This window comes from Streptomyces sp. NPDC110618, from assembly GCF_055657065.1.
Window position 1 is genome coordinate 108,839 of sequence record NZ_JBVKBN010000016.1, and the last position, 19,291, is coordinate 128,129.

The 19,291-nt window shown below is 70.9% G+C and carries 23 protein-coding genes; 14 read left to right on the forward strand and 9 right to left on the reverse strand.

Features of this window, described 5'->3' with window-relative positions:
* Positions 1-15 precede the first annotated feature (15 nt).
* The 4 genes from ACZ7L7_RS25755 to rpmB form a co-directional block, all read right to left on the reverse strand.
* Positions 16-534, reverse strand: a complete 519-nt coding sequence (locus ACZ7L7_RS25755) for a DUF4232 domain-containing protein (protein WP_453603083.1) — start codon at positions 532-534, stop codon at positions 16-18.
* A 100-nt stretch (positions 535-634) separates the two neighbouring features.
* Positions 635-1,120: a hypothetical protein gene (locus ACZ7L7_RS25760; protein WP_453603081.1), complete on the reverse strand. Its 486-nt coding sequence runs from the start codon at positions 1,118-1,120 to the stop codon at positions 635-637.
* Between the two features lie 93 nt (positions 1,121-1,213).
* Entirely contained in the window at positions 1,214-1,519 is a 306-nt protein-coding gene (gene rpsN, locus ACZ7L7_RS25765; protein ID WP_453603079.1) for a 30S ribosomal protein S14, read from the reverse strand.
* Complete coding sequence (gene rpmB / locus ACZ7L7_RS25770; protein ID WP_285514196.1) at positions 1,519-1,755, reverse strand: 50S ribosomal protein L28; 237 nt, start codon at positions 1,753-1,755, stop codon at positions 1,519-1,521. Before rpmB ends, rpsN begins: the two co-directional genes overlap by 1 nt.
* Positions 1,756-1,816: 61 nt before the next feature.
* Here rpmB and rpmG point away from each other — a divergent pair, with 61 nt between their 5' ends.
* The 5 genes from rpmG to ACZ7L7_RS25795 all read left to right on the forward strand — a co-directional run bounded on the left by rpmG (position 1,817) and on the right by ACZ7L7_RS25795 (position 4,486).
* The gene (gene rpmG / locus ACZ7L7_RS25775; RefSeq protein ID WP_044382365.1) at positions 1,817-1,981 is read left to right on the forward strand and encodes a 50S ribosomal protein L33; all 165 of its coding nucleotides are present in this window, start codon (positions 1,817-1,819) and stop codon (positions 1,979-1,981) included.
* 5 nt (positions 1,982-1,986) lie between these two features.
* Positions 1,987-2,244, forward strand: a complete 258-nt coding sequence (locus ACZ7L7_RS25780; protein ID WP_285514195.1) for a type B 50S ribosomal protein L31 — start codon at positions 1,987-1,989, stop codon at positions 2,242-2,244.
* A complete protein-coding gene (locus ACZ7L7_RS25785; protein ID WP_472077365.1) occupies positions 2,244-3,368 on the forward strand; it encodes a CobW family GTP-binding protein in 1,125 nt (374 codons plus the stop codon). The genes ACZ7L7_RS25780 and ACZ7L7_RS25785 overlap by 1 nt, the downstream gene beginning before the upstream one ends.
* A 4-nt stretch (positions 3,369-3,372) precedes the next feature.
* Complete coding sequence (gene rpsR, locus ACZ7L7_RS25790) at positions 3,373-3,615, forward strand: 30S ribosomal protein S18 (RefSeq protein WP_471431141.1); 243 nt, start codon at positions 3,373-3,375, stop codon at positions 3,613-3,615.
* Between the two features lie 601 nt (positions 3,616-4,216).
* Positions 4,217-4,486, forward strand: a complete 270-nt coding sequence (locus ACZ7L7_RS25795) for a DUF397 domain-containing protein (RefSeq protein ID WP_093724442.1) — start codon at positions 4,217-4,219, stop codon at positions 4,484-4,486.
* A 132-nt stretch (positions 4,487-4,618) separates the two neighbouring features.
* Here the strand turns inward: ACZ7L7_RS25795 and ACZ7L7_RS25800 are convergent, their stop codons facing one another.
* Positions 4,619-5,134, reverse strand: a complete 516-nt coding sequence (locus tag ACZ7L7_RS25800; RefSeq protein ID WP_453603075.1) for an ATP-binding protein — start codon at positions 5,132-5,134, stop codon at positions 4,619-4,621.
* A gap of 332 nt (positions 5,135-5,466) precedes the next feature.
* Here ACZ7L7_RS25800 and ACZ7L7_RS25805 point away from each other — a divergent pair, with 332 nt between their 5' ends.
* The 7 genes from ACZ7L7_RS25805 (at position 5,467) to ACZ7L7_RS25835 (ending at position 12,579) form a co-directional block, all read left to right on the forward strand.
* Positions 5,467-6,291 (forward strand): helix-turn-helix domain-containing protein, encoded by an 825-nt coding sequence (locus tag ACZ7L7_RS25805; protein WP_093724453.1) that lies wholly within the window; start codon positions 5,467-5,469, stop codon positions 6,289-6,291.
* Positions 6,292-6,383: 92 nt separating this feature from the next.
* Positions 6,384-7,844, forward strand: coding sequence for an aldehyde dehydrogenase family protein (locus ACZ7L7_RS25810; protein WP_285514191.1), 1,461 nt, complete (start codon positions 6,384-6,386; stop codon positions 7,842-7,844).
* 139 nt (positions 7,845-7,983) lie between these two features.
* Entirely contained in the window at positions 7,984-8,520 is a 537-nt protein-coding gene (locus tag ACZ7L7_RS25815) for a DinB family protein (RefSeq protein ID WP_285514190.1), read from the forward strand.
* Positions 8,521-8,610: 90 nt separating this feature from the next.
* Positions 8,611-9,252 (forward strand): PadR family transcriptional regulator, encoded by a 642-nt coding sequence (locus tag ACZ7L7_RS25820; protein WP_285514189.1) that lies wholly within the window; start codon positions 8,611-8,613, stop codon positions 9,250-9,252.
* Between the two features lie 76 nt (positions 9,253-9,328).
* Positions 9,329-10,285 (forward strand): ATP-binding cassette domain-containing protein, encoded by a 957-nt coding sequence (locus tag ACZ7L7_RS25825; protein ID WP_472077368.1) that lies wholly within the window; start codon positions 9,329-9,331, stop codon positions 10,283-10,285.
* A gap of 171 nt (positions 10,286-10,456) precedes the next feature.
* A complete protein-coding gene (locus tag ACZ7L7_RS25830; protein ID WP_472077370.1) occupies positions 10,457-11,218 on the forward strand; it encodes an ABC transporter permease in 762 nt (253 codons plus the stop codon).
* Between the two features lie 152 nt (positions 11,219-11,370).
* Complete coding sequence (locus ACZ7L7_RS25835) at positions 11,371-12,579, forward strand: WD40/YVTN/BNR-like repeat-containing protein (RefSeq protein ID WP_472077372.1); 1,209 nt, start codon at positions 11,371-11,373, stop codon at positions 12,577-12,579.
* Positions 12,580-12,598: 19 nt separating this feature from the next.
* Here the strand turns inward: ACZ7L7_RS25835 and ACZ7L7_RS25840 are convergent, their stop codons facing one another.
* Together ACZ7L7_RS25840 and ACZ7L7_RS25845 are read right to left on the reverse strand one after the other, a co-directional pair.
* Positions 12,599-13,993, reverse strand: a complete 1,395-nt coding sequence (locus ACZ7L7_RS25840; protein ID WP_285516439.1) for a glutamate decarboxylase — start codon at positions 13,991-13,993, stop codon at positions 12,599-12,601.
* Positions 13,994-14,029: 36 nt separating this feature from the next.
* Positions 14,030-15,313 (reverse strand): ion channel protein, encoded by a 1,284-nt coding sequence (locus tag ACZ7L7_RS25845; RefSeq protein ID WP_285516438.1) that lies wholly within the window; start codon positions 15,311-15,313, stop codon positions 14,030-14,032.
* Between the two features lie 112 nt (positions 15,314-15,425).
* Between ACZ7L7_RS25845 and ACZ7L7_RS25850 the strand changes: the two genes are divergently transcribed.
* Positions 15,426-16,187 carry a MerR family transcriptional regulator gene (locus tag ACZ7L7_RS25850; protein WP_453603063.1) on the forward strand — a complete coding sequence of 254 codons (762 nt, stop codon included), beginning with the start codon at positions 15,426-15,428 and terminating at the stop codon, positions 16,185-16,187.
* Between the two features lie 19 nt (positions 16,188-16,206).
* Here the strand turns inward: ACZ7L7_RS25850 and ACZ7L7_RS25855 are convergent, their stop codons facing one another.
* Positions 16,207-16,572 carry a YbjQ family protein gene (locus ACZ7L7_RS25855; protein ID WP_285516436.1) on the reverse strand — a complete coding sequence of 122 codons (366 nt, stop codon included), beginning with the start codon at positions 16,570-16,572 and terminating at the stop codon, positions 16,207-16,209.
* Positions 16,573-16,720: 148 nt separating this feature from the next.
* Between ACZ7L7_RS25855 and ACZ7L7_RS25860 the strand changes: the two genes are divergently transcribed.
* The gene (locus ACZ7L7_RS25860; protein WP_453603061.1) at positions 16,721-17,581 is read left to right on the forward strand and encodes a DedA family protein; all 861 of its coding nucleotides are present in this window, start codon (positions 16,721-16,723) and stop codon (positions 17,579-17,581) included.
* A gap of 27 nt (positions 17,582-17,608) precedes the next feature.
* Here the strand turns inward: ACZ7L7_RS25860 and ACZ7L7_RS25865 are convergent, their stop codons facing one another.
* Positions 17,609-19,276 carry a threonine/serine exporter family protein gene (locus ACZ7L7_RS25865; protein WP_285516434.1) on the reverse strand — a complete coding sequence of 556 codons (1,668 nt, stop codon included), beginning with the start codon at positions 19,274-19,276 and terminating at the stop codon, positions 17,609-17,611.
* Positions 19,277-19,291: the final 15 nt, after the last annotated feature.

The window sequence follows — 19,291 nt, forward strand, 5'->3', positions numbered from 1 at the left end:
CGAGGGGGGACTGACTCAGTCGCCCTGCTGGAACCCGCTCACCGTCGCGTCCGGCTTGCCGTCCTTGAGGGCGACCACGCCGTACGACCAGGGGAAGTCGCGGGTGGCGTCCGCGCCCGGCAGCCCCAGCTCGGCCGACCGCGCGGCCGGCCCGCCGCCCTCCTCACCGCGCACGTACGTGATGATCACGGTCACCGAGCCGCCCTCGGCGAGCGTGCGCTTCTCCCCGGTGGCCGCCGGGTCGGGCGCGACCTCCGCGGACGTGCCGTCCGCCTTCAGAGTCACCGAGGGCAGGCCCTCCAAGGTGCACTTGGCGCCCTTGTTGGTGAGCGTGACGGGCACGTTGCCGCTGTCCCCGGCGGCCGGGGCGGCGTTCGCCGGACCGACCTTCATCTCCAGGCCGTCGAACGCGCAGGCGCCCGCGGCGGACTTCTTCGGGGCGGCCTCCTTCTCGCCGTCCCCGTCTCCGCAGGAGGTCAGCAGGAGCGCCGCGGTGAGGGCGGCGACGGGGGAGAGGAGGGCGGTGGCGCGCATGGGGTGTCCTTCGGGGCGTGCGTGACGGTTCGCGTGCATGGATCATCACGCGTACGGCGGGGTGGCGGTTGCGGATCGGCCGAGCCGCAGGACCGTACGGTCACTCCGGCGTCGGCAACCCGGAGGGCAGCTTGCCACCCTCGGCCTTCCGGTACGTCTCGGTGCCCAGTTCGCTGTCCCAGGTCACCTTCAGCGAGTCCTTGCCGACCGAGTCGACCTTCCCGCTCGCCCGGTCCGTGCTCTTGTCGGAGCACTTGAGCTCGATCGTGTCGCCCGCGGTACCGCTGCACACGGTTCCCCCGGTCGCGAACAGCCCCGCCTGCTCACCGGTGACCACCAGCGCCACCACCTTGCCGTCGGTCGTGGCGACCCAGCTGCCCTCCAGCTCACCGGCCGGCGAGGCGGCCCCGCCGTCGCCACCGCCGGTGTCGGCGGTCTCCGTGACCGACGGCGCGGCACTCGCGCTCGGCTCGCCCCCGTCGGAGTCGTCGTCACTGCATCCGCTCAGCACGAGCGCACCGGCCAGTCCCGCCGCCGCGCACCACATCCGCCTGCGCGCCACACGCGCGTACGTCGCCGAAGTCACTGCAAGCCCCCAGGATGAGCCGGTCGGTCGGTACGACCGCAGCAAGCTACCAGGAAGTAACCGCCACCAGAACGCCCCGCGGCGGGTGGCCGTTCACCACGACGACTTGCGCACCCCCGGCAGATACCCCGCGTGCGCCTGCTCCCGCAACGACACCCGCGACAGCCCGAACGCTCGGAAGTACCCGCGCGGCCGCCCGTCCACCTGGTCCCGGTTGCGCACGCGCGTGGCGCTCGCGTCCCGCGGCTGGCGCCGCAGCTCCCGCCGGGCCGCCACCTTCTCCTCCGGCGTCGACGAGGGCCGCCGGATGATCTCCTTCAGCTCGGCCCGCCGCCGGGCGTACCGCGCGACGGTCTCCCGCCGCTGCTCGTTCTTGGCGATCTTGCTCTTCTTGGCCATCAGACACGCACCCCACGCGCGCGGATACGCGCCACGGCGGCCTCGACCCCGATCGCGTCGACGGTCCGGATTCCCTTCGTACTGAGCCTCAGCCGTACGTACCGCCCCTCGCTCGGCAGCCAGTAGCGCTTGGTCTGGATGTTGGGGTCGAAGCGCCGGGAGGTGCGCCGGTGGGAGTGGGAAATGCGGTTGCCGAACCCCGGCCGGGCGCCGGTCAGCATGCAGTGGGCGGACATGGTGACGTACCTCTCCTCAAGCGCTGTCGTTAATGGAATTCATTTTCAGTAAGATAGCAGCATGGCTCGCAACGAACTCCGCCCGGTCATCAAGCTCCGCTCCACGGCGGGGACCGGCTTCACCTACGTCACCCGCAAGAACCGCCGCAACGACCCGGACCGGCTGACCCTGCGCAAGTACGACCCGGTCGCCGGCCGCCACGTCGACTTCCGAGAGGAGCGCTGACCGCCATGCGCAAGGGAATCCACCCCGCCTACGGCCCCGTCGTCTTCCGCGACCGCGCCGCGGGCCACGCCTTCCTCACCCGCTCGACGATGACCAGCGAGAAGACGATCGAGTGGGAGGACGGCCGCACCTACCCGGTCGTGGACGTCGAGATCTCCGACGTCAGCCACCCCTTCTACACCGGCACCGCGCGCGTCCTGGACACCGCGGGCCGCGTGGAGCGCTTCGAGCGCCGCTACGGAGCCCACGGGAAGAGGGGCTGATGCTCCCCGTCGTCATCGTCGGCGGACTGCACGCCGACGCCCGCAGGGCCGCCGTCGACCGGCTGCTCGCCGAGGTGCCCGGCAGCGTCGTGCTCCACCACGACCTCGCCACGGCCGCCGCCGGCACGGTCGTACGGACGATCCGCGACGCCACCGGCCTGCGCTCCGCCGCCCAGACCCCCCTCGTCAACGACTGCGCCTGCTGCGCCCTGCGCGAGGACCTGGTGCCGGAGCTGAGGCGGATCGAGGAGGCGGGCGGCACCCCGCTCGCCGTCGTGGAGCTGTGGGACTCAGTGGAGCCCAAGGCGATGGCGGAGGTCATCGCCTCCGGCGGTCTGCACCTCACCGGCGTGATCACCGCCGTCGACCCGGCGCTGGTCCTGCCGTACCTCGGCAACGGCGACGACCTCGCCGAACGGGGCCTGCAGGCCGCGCCCACCGATCAGCGCACCGTGGCCGACACCTTCGCGCGCCAACTGGAGTACGCGCCCGTCCTCGCCCTCGTGGAGTCCGAGGAGGCCGACGACGAGGACCGGGAACTGCTGGCGCAGCTGCATCCCACGGCCAGCCGGGTGGTGATCGGCGAGGGCGGCCTGGCGGGCGCCGCCCGCGCCGGGTTCGACGTCGAGGCGGCCGCCGCCGCCCAGCACCCGGCGTGCGCGCTGCTGCCCGCCGAGGCGGACGCACACGGCGTCAGCACCCTCGTCTGGCACCGCCGCCGCCCCTTCCACCCGGAGCGGCTGTACGCGGCGCTGGAGGACCTGACGTGCGCCGCCGCCCGCAGCCGGGGCCGCTTCTGGCTGGCCGACAAGCCGGACTCCCTGCTGCACTGGGACGCGGCCGGCGGCGCCCTGTGCGTGGAGAGCGCGGGCCCCTGGCTGGCCTCGCTCCCGGACGCGGCCTGGGAGCTTCTCCCGCCGGTGCGCCGGGCCGCCGCCGCCCTGGACTGGCACCCCGAGCACGGCGACCGCTGCCAGCACCTGGTCTTCACCTCGCCCGGCCTGGACCGCGACGGTCTGGAGCGGCTGCTGGAGTCCTGCCTGCTCACCGACGCCGAGTACACCGCGGGCCGCGACGCCTGGACGCGGCTGCCGCACTCCTTCGACACCTTCCTGGAGGTCTGACCCCATGCCCCCGAAGACCGCCCGCACCGCCCGCGGGGCCGTCAAGAACCGGCCCAATCCGCTGGACCGGGCGGGCATCGAGTACATCGACTACAAGGACACCGACCTGCTCCGGACGTTCCTCTCCGACCGCGGCAAGATCCGCAGCCGCCGTGTCACCCGGATCTCCGCCCAGCAGCAGCGGCAGCTCGCCAGGGCCGTCAAGAACGCCCGGGAGATGGCCCTGCTGCCCTACGCGAGCCGCTGACAACCCCCGCGCCGGGTGCTGTCGGCCCCTTCGGCCACATGGCCGACAGCACACCGGTCGGGAGGCGGTTCTGCGCCGTCCGGGGGAGACGGTCCCCCTCATTCGTACGACTGTTCCTCGCGCATGCGTCTGTATGGATCCGGCGGCATCCGGCACGGGATATCCGCCGACGGCCGACCCGCTCCCCCGGCGGATGACGGCCCGTCCGTCATCGGAGGCGGACGCCCCACTTCCCCGATGCCGTCCTGGCTGCCGACTTGCCCCACGCCAATGAGCGGATGACGGGCGTCCACTGGGACGAGACCCTTCCGGCCGGGTGCACTCGATCGAACACCGCTCGCAGGACGGAACACGAACGGCTCCTTGAGCGTCTCTTCTTCATGCACGAGCGAATCGATCCGGACGATCCGGCTCAGCTGTACGGCGCGGAGAACATGGGCGGAGCGAGACGTCCCTGCTGTAACCACGGGAACACCCCGCGTGCACGTGCATCTGCCCGTGCATCCTCCCATGCGTCTGCACATGAACGGGGTTATGATCCGGGTCAGTTGACCAATGCATCAATGGCCTCACCAGCCAGTGCACCACCGGGGAGCTACCTGTGGACCACGACGTGTACGACGTTGACGACGCGTCCAGCGTCTACAACGGCATGGCCGCGACCCGGCTCAGCGGGGTCCGGTGGCAGAAGAGCCGGCACAGCAATTCGCAGGGATCGTGCGTGGAGTTCGCCCGTCTCCCCGGGGGTGACGTGGCCGTACGCAACTCGCGCTTCCCGGACGGCCCGGCCCTCGTCTACACCCGCGCCGAGATCGAGGCGATGCTTCTCGGCGTCAAGGACGGCGAGTTCGACCACTTGATCGCGGGCTGAGACCGCCCGGCGCCAAAGCCGGGCTCCCCGCGGGCGACTCATCGGAGCGTTTGCGCCGGTCTACGGCGATTACCGACCGTGACAGTGTGGTTACGCGCGTAGAACCATGGCGCCGTGACGCGCCGTGGTTCCTCATTCGACGGGGTCGGACTGCGTCGGGTGCGGCAGGCGGAACAGCGCCCAGACCACCTTGCCGTGCAGCGTGCCGGCCAGCGGGTGCCAGCCCCAGCTGTCCGCGAAGGAGTCCACCAGGAACAGCCCGCGCCCGGACTCCGCCGAGAAGTCGTCCGAGTCCTGCGCCACGGGACTGTCGTGGCTGGGGTCGCGCACCGCGCACACCAGCCGCTCGGTCCACCGCATCAGATGCAGCCGCACCGGGGGCGTCTGCTCGGGCACGCGTGCGTGGCCGGCCGGAAGGGCGTGCCGCAGGGCGTTGGTGACCAGCTCGGACACGACCAGGCAGACATCGTCGAAGCGCTCGCCCATGTCCCACTGGTCGAGGGTTCTGCGGGTGAACTGGCGGGCCTCGCGCACCGCTTCGTAGCGGGCGGGCAGGGCGCAGGAGGCGGCGCTGGACACGGCCGCGGGATCCAGCGGCGGAAGGCCCTGCCGTAACGGCTCGAGCATGGTCGATCCATTCGTCCCCATGCGAGGCACTCCCGGGAATTCGCGGTCGTTGCGATGCAGCGGTTGCGCGGGACCATGGTTTCGGATGCGTACAGCAGATGCAAGGGCAGATGCACGTGCACGTGACCGAATTGGACCCTCCCGTACCGCTTGTTGGCCATTTTTTCCGCCATCTTCGCGTCCCCCGCTTGTGTTCCGCTCGTTCCTTCCTGAAGGAAATCTTTGGCTTCTTTCCGTCTCTGTAATCGGGCGAGTACAGCTCGGAGTGTTTTAGTGGCAGACTTCGGGCCCTGAAGAGGTTGGGGAGGCTGGCGAACGTGAGCGCGGGAGAGCCCGGATCGGTGGTGCGGCGCATGCTGCTCGGCTCGCAACTCAGGCGACTGCGTGAGGCGCGCGGGATCACGCGGGAGGCCGCGGGTTACTCGATCCGCGCGTCCGAGTCGAAGATCAGCCGGATGGAGTTGGGCCGGGTGAGCTTCAAGACCAGGGACGTCGAAGACCTGTTGACGCTGTACGGCATCACCGACGAGACGGAGCGCGCCTCACTGCTCTCCCTCGCCAAGGAGGCCAACGTCGCCGGCTGGTGGCACAGTTACTCCGACGTACTGCCCAGCTGGTTCCCCACCTACGTCGGCCTGGAGGGCGCCGCCGCCTCGATCCGGGTCTACGAGGTGCAGTTCGTGCACGGCCTGCTGCAGACCGAGGACTACGCCCGCGCGGTGGTGCGGCGCGGCATGAAGGGCGCGAGCGAGGCCGACGTGGAGCGGCGCGTGGCGCTGCGCCTGGAGCGGCAGAAGTACCTCGTCGACGAGAACGCCCCCGAGTTCCACATCGTCCTCGACGAGGCCGCCCTGCGCCGCCCGTACGGCGACCGTGATGTGATGCGCGGTCAGCTCCAGCATCTGATCGAGATCTCCGAGCGCCCCAATGTGCGCCTCCAGGTCATGCCGTTCAGCTTCGGCGGCCACTCCGGGGAGTCCGGCGCCTTCACCATCCTCAGCTTCCCCGACCCCGACCTGTCGGACGTCGTCTACCTGGAGCAGCTGACCAGCGCCCTGTACCTCGACAAGCCCGAGGACGTGGCCCAGTACGAGAAGGCGCTGAAGGAACTCCAGAACGACAGCCCGGGCCCCGACGAGAGCCGGGACCTTCTCCGAGGACTCCTTCAACTGTCTTGAAACACAAGTACGATGACGTGTGATCAGACCGTGGATGATCAAAACTGACCAGAAGTCCACAGGGATGTCCGCTAGGGGATTTGAGGGATCACATGTCGTCGTACTTCTCCGACCTGGCCCAGCAGTACATCGACGGTGAGTGGCGCCCGGGTACCGGCTCCTGGGACATCATCGACTTCAACCCGTACGACAACGAGAAGCTCGCCTCGATCACCATAGCCACGGTCGACGAGGTCGACGAGGCGTACCGGGCGGCCGCCAGAGCCCAGAAGGAATGGGCCGCGACCAACCCCTACGCGCGGCGCGCCGTGTTCGAGAAGGCCCTCGCGCTGATCGGGGAACGCGAGGCGGAGATCAGCGAGATGATCATCGCCGAGCTGGGCGGCACCCGGCTGAAGGCGGCCTTCGAACTCCACCTCGCCAAGGAGTTCCTGCGCGAGGCGATCCACCTCGCGCTGCGCCCCGAGGGCCGGATCATCCCCTCGCCGACGGACGGCAAGGAGAACCGCGTCTACCGCGTCCCGGTCGGCGTCGTCGGTGTGATCAGCCCCTTCAACTTCCCCTTCCTGCTGTCGCTGAAGTCGGTCGCCCCGGCCCTCGCGCTCGGCAACGGCGTGGTCCTCAAGCCGCACCAGAACACCCCGATCGTCGGCGGCACCCTGGTCGCGAAGCTCTTCGAGGACGCGGGCCTGCCCGGCGGGCTGCTCAATGTCGTCGTCACCGACATAGCCGAGATCGGCGACGCCTTCCTGGAGCACCCGATCCCGAAGGTCATCTCCTTCACCGGCTCCGACAAGGTCGGCCGCCACGTCGCCACGGTCTGCGCCTCGCACTTCAAGCGCTCGGTCCTCGAACTCGGCGGCAACAGTGCCCTGGTGGTCCTCGACGACGCGGACATCGACTACGCCGTCGACGCCGCGGTCTTCAGCCGGTACGTCCACCAGGGCCAGGTCTGCATGGCCGCCAACCGCGTCCTGGTCGACCGGAGCATCGCCGACGAGTTCACCGAGAAGTTCGTCGCCAAGGTCAAGACGCTCAAGGCCGGTGACCCGCGCGACCCGGAGACCGTGATCGGCCCGGTGATCAACTCCTCGCAGGCGGACGCGATTTCCGGTGTCGTCGAGCAGGCCATCGCCGAGGGCGGCACCGCCCTGGTGCGCGGCGCCACCACCGACAACCTGGTCGAGCCGTCCGTGCTGACCGGCGTGCCGGCCGACTCCGCGCTGCTGCGCCAGGAGGTCTTCGGACCGGTCTGCTTCCTCGTCCCGTTCGACGGCGAGGAGGAGGCCGTGCGCCTCGTCAACGACACGCCGTACGGCCTGAGCGGCGCCGTCCACACCGGTGACATCGAGCGGGGCGTGGCCTTCGCCAAGCAGATCGACACCGGCATGTTCCATGTGAACGACGGCACCGTGCACGACGAGCCGATCGTCCCGTTCGGCGGCGAGAAGCACTCCGGGGTCGGCCGTCTGAACGGCGACACGATGCTGGACGCGTTCACGACCCTGAAGTGGATCTCGGTACAGCACGGCCGCAGCGGATTCCCGTTCTAGCGACCCCTGAGGACTCCTGGGGGCTTCCAGGGACTCCCCTTTTCACCCACGCGGGCCATTGAGGACGGAACCTGTCCTCAATGGCCCGTAGCTTCATCGGTGTCAGGCAAGGAGCCCTCCCGATGAAAGGCGGCCGGTCATGGTCACTCACGTTCCCGCAGAGGCACACGGCGACGAGCGCGGAGCGCTGCTGAGCTTCCTGGAGGAGCAGCGCGGCGGAATCCGCCGCTCGGTGCTCGGCCTGACGGACGAACAGGCGTCGTCGCGGCCGAGCGCGAGCGAGCTGTCCCTGGCGGGCCTGGTCAAGCACGTGGCCGAGGTCGAGCAGGGCTGGGTCGCGCGGGCGAAGGGCGAGGCGCCCGCCGTGACCCGGGACCAGTCGAACTGGCACGAGTGCTTCGTCCTCGTCGACGGCGAGACGGTCGAGTCCCAGCTCGCGTACTGGGAGAAGGTCGCCGCCGAAACGGAGTCCTTCATCCGCTCCGCCCCGAGCCTGGACGACACCTTCGCCCTCCCCGACCAGCCCTGGTTCCCCCCGGAGGGCCGCGTCTCGCTGCGCTGGCTGCTCCTGCACCTCATCCGGGAAACGGCCCGCCACGCCGGGCACGCCGACATCATCCGGGAGTCCCTGGACGGCAAGACGGCCTTCGAACTGGTGGCGATGGAACAGGGATGAGGGCGCGGACGCCGTAGCCGGGGGCCCGCGGAGGCAGCGGGGAACGGGTCCCCGCCCGGCGGTCCAGGTCAAGGCCATAATCTGGACCGCATGTCAGCGATCCGTCTCCTGGTGCTCGGCGCGGTCCGCCAGCACGGGCGGGCCCACGGCTACCAGGTCCGCAACGACCTGGAGTACTGGGGCGCGCACGAGTGGTCCAACGCCAAGCCCGGCTCGATCTACCACGCCCTGAAGCAGATGGCGAAGCAAGGCCTGCTGCACGCGCACGAGATCGCGCCCTCCACGGCGGGCGGCCCGCCCCGCACCGAGTACGAGATCACCGAGAAGGGCACCGAGGAGTATCTGCGGCTGGTCCGCGAGGCGCTGGTCTCCTACGACCAGAAGATGGACGTGAAGTCGGCGGCGATCGGCTTCATGGTCGACCTGCCGCGCGCCGAGGCCGTCGCCCTGCTCAAGGAGCGCGTCCGCCGCAGCGAGGAGTGGCGCGCCGCCGTCACCGAGCACTACATCCCCGAGGAAGGCCCAGGTCAGCTGGGGCATATCGGCGAGATCATGAACCTGTGGGTCCATACGGCCGATGCCGAGGCCGAGTGGACGCAGGGCCTGATCGAGCGGATCGAGGGCGGCGCCTACACCTTCGCGGGTGAGGGCGAGCCGTTCGTCGGGGTCCTCGCCGACGGCGAGGAGAACCCGTACGCCTCCGGGGAGTGCCACCCCGGGGATCTCGATTAATCAAGTTTGACCAATCGCAGTTCGGGTACTAACGTCCAGGCGCCAGTAGTCAAGTTTGACTAACAAGGGAGTGTGCGTGGCCGACACCGCGATCACCGTCCGAGACGCGGAGAAGAAGTACGGCGACAAGAAAGCCCTCGACGGACTCGACCTGACCGTCCCCCGCGGCACCGTGCACGGCATCCTCGGGCCCAACGGCGCGGGCAAGACCACCCTGATCCGCGTCCTGTCCACCCTGCTGCGTCCCGACGCGGGACGGATCGAGGTGGCGGGCCACGACGTCGTGGCCCAGGCGCGCGCGGTACGCGCCCGCATAGGCCTGCTCGGCCAGCACGCGGCGCTCGACGAGGAGTTGGGCGGCCGGCAGAACCTGGAGATGTTCGGCCGCCTGTACCACCTGGGCGCCCGCCACGCGCGCGTGCGGGCCGACGAGCTCCTGGAGCGCTTCGGCCTCGCCGACACCGGCCGCAAGGCGGTACGGCGCTACAGCGGCGGTATGCGCCGCCGCCTGGACCTCGCCGCGTCCCTGATCACCGACCCGGAGGTGCTGTTCCTGGACGAACCCACGACCGGCCTCGACCCGCGCGGCCGCGCCGAGGTGTGGAGCGCGGTCCGCTCCCTCGTCGGCGGCGGGACCACGGTCCTGCTCACCACCCAGTACCTGGAGGAGGCCGACCAACTCGCCGACCGCATCTCGGTCGTCGACGCGGGCCGGGTCGTCGCCGAGGGCACGGCCGACGAACTCAAGGCCGCCCTCGGCGGCGACCGCATCGACGTCGTCCTGCGCGACGCGGGCCAACTGGGCGCCGCGGTGGCCCTGTTGCCCCTCGACCCGGCGGACGTCCGCGTCGACGCCGACCGGCGGCTGCTGAGCGCCCCGGTGACCGACCGGATGACCGCCCTCACCGGCGTCGTACGGGCCCTGCACGAGGCCGGGATCGAGGCGGAGGACATCGCCCTGCGCCGCCCGACCCTCGACGAGGTGTTCCTGCACCTGACCGGGGACGAGTGCCGGGCGATGGAATCCGCATGACTCCGACCGGGGGGGCGAGTGCCGGGCGATGGAGTCTGCATGACTCCGACCGGGGGGGGGGCGAGCGAGTGCCGGGCGATGGAGTCCGCATGACGACGACCGGGGACGAGTGCCGAGCGAAGGAGCCCGTATGACGACGACCGGAGACGACCGCCGAGCGAAGGAGCCCGCATGACACAGACCGCCTACGCGCTGAGCGACTCCTGGACCATGACCCGCCGCGAACTCGCCCACTGGGCACGCCAGCCGGTGCGCATCGTGGTCGGCCTCGTCTTCCCCGTGATGCTGATGCTGATGTTCGGCTACCTCATCGGCGGCGGACGGGGCGTGGAGGGCTCCTACATCGACTACCTGATCCCGGGCATGCTCGCGCTCACCATGGCCTTCGGCCTGGAGTCCACGATGATCGCGGTCACCCAGGACCTCAACAAGGGCGTGATCGACCGCTTCCGGTCCATGCCGATGGCCGACAGCGCGGTCCTGGTGGGCCGTTCGGCCGCCGACATGCTCCAGTCGGCGCTCACCCTCGTCGTCCTCATGGCCGTCGGGTACGCCCTCGGCTGGCGCACGAGCGGCGGCCCGGGCGCCCTCCTGGCCGCCGTGGGACTGCTCCTGCTGTTCCGTTTCGCCATGCTGTGGGTCGGTATCCACCTGGCCCTGGTCGCCGGTAAGCCGGAGATGGTCCAGGCGGTGCAGATCCTGGTCTGGCCGGTCGGCTTCCTGTCCAACGCCCTCGCCCACCCCGGCACCATGCCCGACTGGCTGGGCACGGTCGTGGAGTGGAACCCGATGTCCCACACGGCATCGGCGGTGCGGGACCTGTGCGAGGGCGGCGGCACGGGCCACGTGACGGCGGCGGTGCTCTGGCCGCTGCTCCTGCTGGCGGTGTTCTTCCCGCTGGCGGTGAGGCGGTTCGGGCGGTTGAGCGAGTAGCGGGGCGACGGGCGAGGGAGGAAGCAGGGCGACGCCGAGCACAAGCGTGCGGCCAGGGCCGGAATTTGTGCGGCGAAGAGCGGAACCCGAACCCGGTCTGCGGTGTACCAGGAGTAGCAATCGGCTGCCGGCCACCGCAGATCGGGGGATTCATGGGATGTCGCCTGCCGAGGGCCCTTCGGTTCTCGCTCCTGCTTCTCCTCCTCCTGACCCTGTTCCTGCCGCTCGCCGCGTGCGACGCCGGGTCGGCGAGCGGGCGTGCCGGGAGTTCCGTCGCGCCGTCCGGCACGCCCCCGGCCGCAGCGCGGTCCCCGCGGATACCGTCCGCGCCGGACCTCCCCGGCTGGTCCCACAGCGTCGGCTTCGCCGCCGACGGCTCGGGGTTCGCCCTGCTCGCGCGGTGCGACGACGCGCGCTGCGAGCAGCGGGTAGCCGTACTGGACAAGGGCGCCGCCCGCTGGCGCCTGGCCGCGTCCCCGTTGCCGGACGTCACCGGCGACCGCGGCATCACGGCCGGGCTGACGGTGCTCGGTCCGGGCCGGGCCGTCGTCGTCGACGTGGGCGAGCACTGGCTGCGGCCCGCCCCGACCTGGTTCACCCGGGACAACGGCCGCACCTGGAAACGCGGTTCGACCGAGCCGACGGGCCGCACGGCGACCGTCCCCGAGGGCGCCCTGCTCACCGACGAGTGCCTGGAGCCGGAGCCCGACCTCAACTCCTGCGCCCGCAACCGCCTGCTCGCCGTCCTGCCCGGGACCGGCGAACACCGGGTCCTGGAGCGGCAGCCGCCCCTGAAGGGCGTCCTCGTACCGGCCGGTGACGTCTCCGGGACCGCGCTGTTCGTCTCCGGCACGGACGCCTCCGGCCGCCCGGCGCTGGCGAGGAGCACCGACCGGGGCCGCACCTGGGAGGTGGCCCGCTTCGACTATTCCGCCGCGGGTGGCGGCAGCCCCCGCGTGGTCGCCGGACCGGACCGCCTCTACGCCGCCCAAACCGGCCAACTGCCCGAGGAGGAGGGCGTGAAGAACGGCCTGCGCGCCATCCACACCAGCCGCGACGGCGGCCGGACCTGGCAGCGCGTATGGGCCTACCGCCCGGGCGTCGAACCCCTCTCGCTCCTTGGTGACCTCGTCGCGACCGCCGACGGCGGCGTCACGGTCCACGGCGAGCGGGGCGTGTGGCACAGCACCGACGGCGCCCGCACCTTCCGCTCCGACGGCACCGACCGCACCCCCGCCGGCTCCGTCGCCCACACCCCCCTCGGCTGGCTGTGGAGCCGCAGCTACACCCACGGCCGCTACCGCATATCGGCGGACGGAGCGCACTGGCAGGGGTTCGGACTGGGCGAGCGCGGCCAGTGACGGCGGGAGGGGAGGGGATCTAGTGGTGGAAGGCCGTGGCCTGGCCGACGTCACGCCCCAAGGGATGCGACTGGCGCCGCAGTTCCGGCAGCAGGCGCTTCAGGTCCTCCAGGAGCAGCGTCGCGAGGTCCTCCGAGAAGCCGTTGCGGCACACCACCCGGAGCACGGACAGGTCCTCCCGGTTCGGCGGGAAGGTGTACGCGGGCACCAGCCAGCCGTGCTCACGGAGCCTGCGGGAGACGTCGAAGACGTCGTACGCCGTCACATCGGGTGCCGTGGTGAAGGCGAACACCGGCAACTGGTCGCCCCGCGTGAGCAGCCGGAAGTCCCCGAGGGCCTCGATGTCCGCGGCGAGCTTGCCGGCGACGTCCCGGGAGGCCTGCTGCACGGCCCGGTACCCCTCGCGGCCCAGCCGCAGGAAGGAGTAGTACTGCGCGACGACCTGGGCGCCGGGCCGGGAGAAGTTGAGCGCGAAGGTCGGCATGTCGCCGCCCAGATAGTTCACCCGGAACACCAGTTCCTCCGGCAGCGCCTCCCGGTCCCGCCACAGCGCCCAGCCGACGCCCGGGTAGACCAGGCCGTACTTGTGTCCGGAGGTGTTGATGGACGCCACGCGCGGGAGGCGGAAGTCCCAGGCCAGGTCCTCGTCGAGGAAGGGCGCGACCATCGCCCCGGAGGCGCCGTCCACATGGACGGGGATGTCCAGGCCGGTGCGTTCCTGGAGGGCGTCCAGGGCGGCGCACAGGTCGGCGACGGGCTCGTAGGACCCGTCGAAGGTGGAGCCGAGGATGCCCACGACGCCGATGGTGTTCTCGTCGCACAGCTCGACCGCCGCCTGCGGGTCGAGGTGGTAGCGCTCGCCCTCCATGGGCACCAGCCGGGCCTCCACCTCCCAGAAGTTGCAGAACTTCTCCCAGCAGACCTGGACGTTGACGCCCATGACGAGGTTCGGGCGGCCTCCGGTGTTCCGCTTGCTCCAGCGGCGCTTGAGCGCCATCCCGGCGAGCATGCAGGCCTCGCTGGACCCGGTCGTCGAACAGCCCACCGCGGCCGAGGGGTCGGGCGCGTGCCACAGATCGGCGAGCATCGCCACACAGCGCCGCTCCAACTCGGCGGTGCGCGGGTACTCGTCCTTGTCGATCATGTTCTTGTCCCGGCACTCCGCCATCAGCACCTGGGCCTGCGGCTCCATCCAGGTGGTGACGAAGGTGGCCAGGTTCAGCCGCGAGTTGCCGTCCAGCATCAGTTCGTCGTGGACGAGCTGGTACGCGGTCGACGGCGACATCGGCCGGTTCGGCAGCCGGTGCTGGGGCGGTGCCTCGGCCATGTCGCCGACCGGATTGGCCTCGCCGTAGAAGGGGTTGACGGACAGGGGGCGGTCGTCGGGCCGGTCGGGGCCTTTGTGGAGCGGCATCGGGGGTCTCCTTGTGGATGGGGGAGGGTGCCGGGGTCAGCGGACGGCGGTGCCGTCCTCGCGCAGCTGCATCTGAGGGCGCCCGGTGACCAGCAGCCAGGCGGGCAGCGAGGCGATGCAGAGTAGGGAGAGGATGGCGGGGGAGACGACCAGGACGGCGGCGGTGAACAGGCTCACCCAGCCCTGGCGGGTGACGGCGAGCAGGATGCCGAGCACTCCGGTCGAGACAGCGAGCGCCGGATGCACCTCCGGCACCAGCGCATGGGCGCACAGGCCGAGGGCCACGCCCACGAAGACGGCCGGGAAGATCCGCCCGCCGCGGAAGCCGCAGGCGGCGGCGACCACCAGCGCGGCCAGCTTCACCACCGCCATCCCCGCGAACTCGCCGGCCGTCCAGCCGTCGGGATCGGAGGCCAGCTCCCCGATCTCCTCCAGCCCCTTGAACAGCGTCAGATGGCCACCCAGGGCGCCCAGCAGCCCCAGGACGAGCCCGCCGGCGGGAAGCATCAGCATCGGGTGCCGCAGCCGCTGGAAGGCGGCGTGGACGTACGGGAAGACGTACACGCCCGCCATGCCGAGCACCGCGGCCGCCGAGGCGATCACCAGCGCCGCGAGCAGGTCGCTCCAGCCGGGGTCGGTGAAAGGGGGCAGATCCAGGTCGAAGGAGGGCTCGGCGACCAGGGTCATGGTCATCGCGCCGACGGCGGCGGCCATGAGCGGGGCGAAGACGTTGTCCCACAGCTTCCCGCGGATCGACCGCCCGGCCAGCGCCTCGGAGATCACCAGCGCCGCCGCCACCGGCGTGCCGAACAGCGCTCCGATGGTCGCGGCCTCCGCGAGCGCCATCCACACCTGGCCCGGCGCCCGGGGTGCGAACCGGCGCCCGAACCAGACGGCGAGCCCCACATTGGCGGCGATGATCGGGTTCTCCGGGCCCAGGCTGGGCCCGCCCGCCAGCATCAGGGCGGCGGCCAGCAGCAGACCGGGAAGCACCGCGGGCGGCAGCGCGGGGGCCTCCAGGCCCATGGTGGCCGGATCGGGCCCGGCGTGCCCCGGCACCTTCCACACCACCAGACCGACGGCGATGCCGGTCGCGGTGAGCATGGTGATCATCCACAGCGAGGAGTAGCGGCCGATGCCGAGCGCGTCCGGCAGTGTCTCCCACAGCACGTCCTGGAGGGCCTCGGCGGCCTCGCTCACGCCGAGGAACAGCAGGCTCGCGCCCACGCCCACGAGCAGGGCGGGGAGGAGCAACGGCAGCAGGGCGTGTGCCGGAGTCGCCGGGGCGGGGGGCGCCTGCGGCGCTGGGTCCTGAGCCACGGGGGACACCATAAGGTCGCAAATAGTGCAATCCGGGCAATGAAAAGGGGCTTGCACCTCACGTGGCGTGAGGATTCACCGTGGAGTGCGTACCGAGAAGGGAGCGGACGAAGTGAGCTACTCCGTGGGACAGGTCGCGGGCTTCGCCGGTGTGACGGTGCGCACGCTGCACCATTACGACGACATCGGCCTGCTCGCCCCGAGCGAGCGCAACCACGCGGGTCACCGTCGCTACAGCGACGCCGACCTCGACCGGCTGCAGCAGATCCTGTTCTACCGGGAGCTGGGCTTCCCGCTCGAAGAGGTCGCCACCCTCCTCGACGATCCGGACACCGACCCGCGCGCGCACCTGCGCCGCCAGCACGAGCTGCTGACCGCCCGGATCGAGAAGCTGCGGAAGATGGCGGCGGCCGTGGAGCAGGCCATGGAGGCACGCACGATGGGAATCAACCTCACGCCCGAGGAGCGCTTCGAGGTCTTCGGGGACAAGGACCCGGAGCAGTACCGCGAGGAGACCGAGGCACGCTGGGGCGACACCGAGGCGTACGCCGAGTCCCAGCGCCGCGCGGCGACGTACACCAAGGAGGACTGGAAGCGCATCCAGGCCGAGGTCGACGACTGGGGGCGGCGTTACGCGGCCCTGGTGGCGGCGGGCGAGCAGCCGTCCGGGGAGGCCGCCATGGACCTCGCCGAGGAGCACCGGGAGCACATCAGCAGGTACTACTTCGAGGTGCCGTACGAGATGCACCTGTGCTTCGGCGACATGTATGTTTCCGACGAGCGCTTCAAGCAGTTCTACGACGCCATGCACCCCGGCCTGGCGGAACACCTGAGGGACGCGATCCGGGCGAACGCCGCCCGCCGCACCGCGTGACACGTGGCCCGGGGGAGCCCTACTCCCGGGCCACGACCACGGCCGTCCCGTACGCGCAGACCTCGGTGCCGACGTCGGCGGCCTCCGTCACATCGAAGCGGAACGCCAACACCGCGTTGGCCCCGCGCGAGCGGGCCTGCTCCACCAGGCGCTCCATGGCCTGGTTGCGGGTCTGCACCAGCGTCTTGGTGAGCCCCTTGAGCTCGCCGCCGACCATCGACTTCAGCCCCGCGCCGATCTGGCTGCCCAGATGGCGCGAGCGCACCGTCAACCCGAAGACCTCCCCGATGACCTCCTGCACCCGGTGGCCGGGCAGGTCGTTCGTGGTCACCACCAGGACGTCGGACTGCGGGACTTGCCCGCCGCCATACTCATCGATACCCATGGTTCACAGCTTTGCCCGAGCCGGAGCAAAGGGCATCCCGGGTTCGCCCGTGGAACCTACGGCTCCAGCGGTGCGTTGGTAGGGGTGCCGCGTTGGTACGTTTAGCAACCAGCCCCCGCCCGACCCACCCCGCAGGAGCCACGAACCCGTGACCACGCTTGCGCTCGGCCCCGAGTGGCTCAGCCCGGAACACCTGATCGAGACCTTCAGCCTGCCCGGCATCCTGCTGATCGTCTTCGCCGAGTCCGGACTCTTCGCCTTCCTGCCCGGTGACTCGCTGCTGTTCACGGCGGGTCTGTTCGTGGCCGAGGGGACCTACATCGACCAGCCCCTGTGGCTGGTCTGCACCCTGATCGTGCTCGCCGCCGTCATCGGCGACCAGGTCGGCTACATGATCGGCAAGTTCTTCGGTCCGAGGCTCTTCAACCGCCCCAACTCCAAGCTCTTCAAGCAGGAGAACCTGGACAAGGCGCACGAGTTCATGGAGAAGTACGGCCCGAAGGCGATCGTCCTGGCCCGCTTCGTGCCGATCGTGCGCACCTTCGCGCCCATCGTGGCCGGCGCCGGCCGGATGAAGTACCGCACCTTCCTGACGTACAACGTCATCGGCGGCGTCGCCTGGGGCACCGGCGTCACCCTGGCCGGCTACTGGCTCGGCCAGATCGACGTCATCAAGGCCAACGTCGAGGCCATCCTCGTCCTGATCGTCTTCGTCTCGGTGGTCCCGATCATCATCGAGTACCTGCGCGAGCGCTCCAAGAAGAAGCGGGCGGCGGCCGAGACCCCGGCCTCCCGGCCCGCCCAGCAGCAGCCGCAGCACCCGCAGGTCATGGACGACGCGACGACCCAGCTCCGCCGCATCGACCCCACGGACGAGCCGCCCCAGCAGCAGTACTACGGCCAGCAGCAGCCCTACGCCCAGCAGTACCCGCAGTCGTACGGCAACCAGCAGCAGCCCTACGGCGCCGCTCCGCAGAACGACCAGTACCCGTACAACCAGGGGTACTAGAACGCCGGTAGAGGGCGCGGGGAAGCCTCAGAATCCCCGCGTCCGCTTGGCCGCACGCCGTCCCGCCGCCGCCCCGCCGGGCAGCCGCAGGAACAGCCGCGAGATCTCCGACCCCAGATTCACCCCAATGGCGATGGCCATGGCCAGCGACGCCGCCGTCGCCAGTGACACCAGCCCCCGGTCCATCTCGTTCTGCGCGATGGCCAACAGGCCGAAGTACGTCGCGGAACCCGGCAGCAGCGGCCCGATCGCCGCCGTCGTGTACGGCAGCGCGGAGGCGAACCGGTACCGCGACAGCAACTGCCCGAACAGCCCCACCAGCCCCGCCGCCGCGGCCGTGGAGGCGACCGGCGACAGACCGCCGGCGTAGTGCATCGCGCCGTACACCGACCAGGCGACCCCGCCGTTGAGCGTCACCGCCAGCACGGTGGATCGTTCCTGCTGCAGCAGCACCGCGAAGGTCAGCGACAGCAGCATCGACGCGCCGATCTGCCACAAGGGCCGCTCGGAGACGCTCAGCGCCGCGTCCGGGTTCAGCTCGGCACCCAGGTTCACGCCGAAGTACAGGACGATCAGCACCCCGACGACGATTCCCACGAAGAAGTACATGACCTCCAGCAGCCGTGCCGCCGCGGTGATGTAGAAGCCGGTCAGCCCGTCCTGCACGCCCGCCACCAGCGCCCGCCCCGGCAGCAGCGCGAACAGCCCACCGGTGATCACCGCGGACGCCTTCGCGTCCACGTGCGCCAGGTTCAGCGCGACCCCTATCGCGGCGGGCGGCATCGCGGCCACCGTGAACTGGTAGAACTCCGGCAGCCCCCGCCCCGCGCACAGCCACGCCAGCCGGTCCCCGAGCATCGCGCCGACCGCCGCAGCGACGAACACGATCAGGTCACCGCCGACCAGCACCGAGGCGGCACCGGCCAGCAGCCCGCTCGCCGAGGTCAGCACCCAGGTCGGATACGGGTGCCGGTTGCGCCGGATCTCCGCGAGCCGCCGGTAGGCCTCCTCCAGGGAGATGTGGTTCTCCGGGTCGCTGAGGTCGTCCACCAGCCGGAACACCGCCGCGAGCCGCGTGTAGTCGGTCCCGCGGCGCCGTACCGTACGCGCCGCCGACACCGGATGGTCCACCAGCGACGGCTGGTAGGAGATCGACAGCAGGGTGAAGGTGACGCTCGGCTCGCAGCGGTCCAGGCCGTAGGAGCGGCAGACCGCGAACATCGCCGCCTCGACGTCCTCCGCGCCCTCCCCGCCCGCCAGCAGCAGTTCGCCGATACGCAGGGTCAGATCCAGCACGCGCGGAACGGCCGGACCCTCCTCCTCCGACTTGGGGACCCGTTCCGGAGCGGGCCGCTCGGCCACCGGCATCCGCAGCATGGTGCGCATCCGGTCCTGCCACGGCACGTTCTTGGTCAGACTGACCGCCGGCACCCCGGTCGCCGGGGTGAAAGCGGGCGGCGCGTCCTGCACGTGATAGGTGCTCGGCGTGCTGAACGCCGACCCCTCCGGCTCCGCCACCGGCCCCGGCGGCGCGCCCAGCCCCTCCGGGACGGCGAACTCGGACGTCGTCTCCGGCTCACCGCCCGCCTTCGGCACGGCGAGCCCGTCGGGAATGGCGAACTCGGATGTGATCTCGGGGTCGAACGAGCCGCTCGCCTCGTCCGACGGCGGCTTGCGGTCCTCCGCATCCGTCACTTGCGCAGCGCTCCC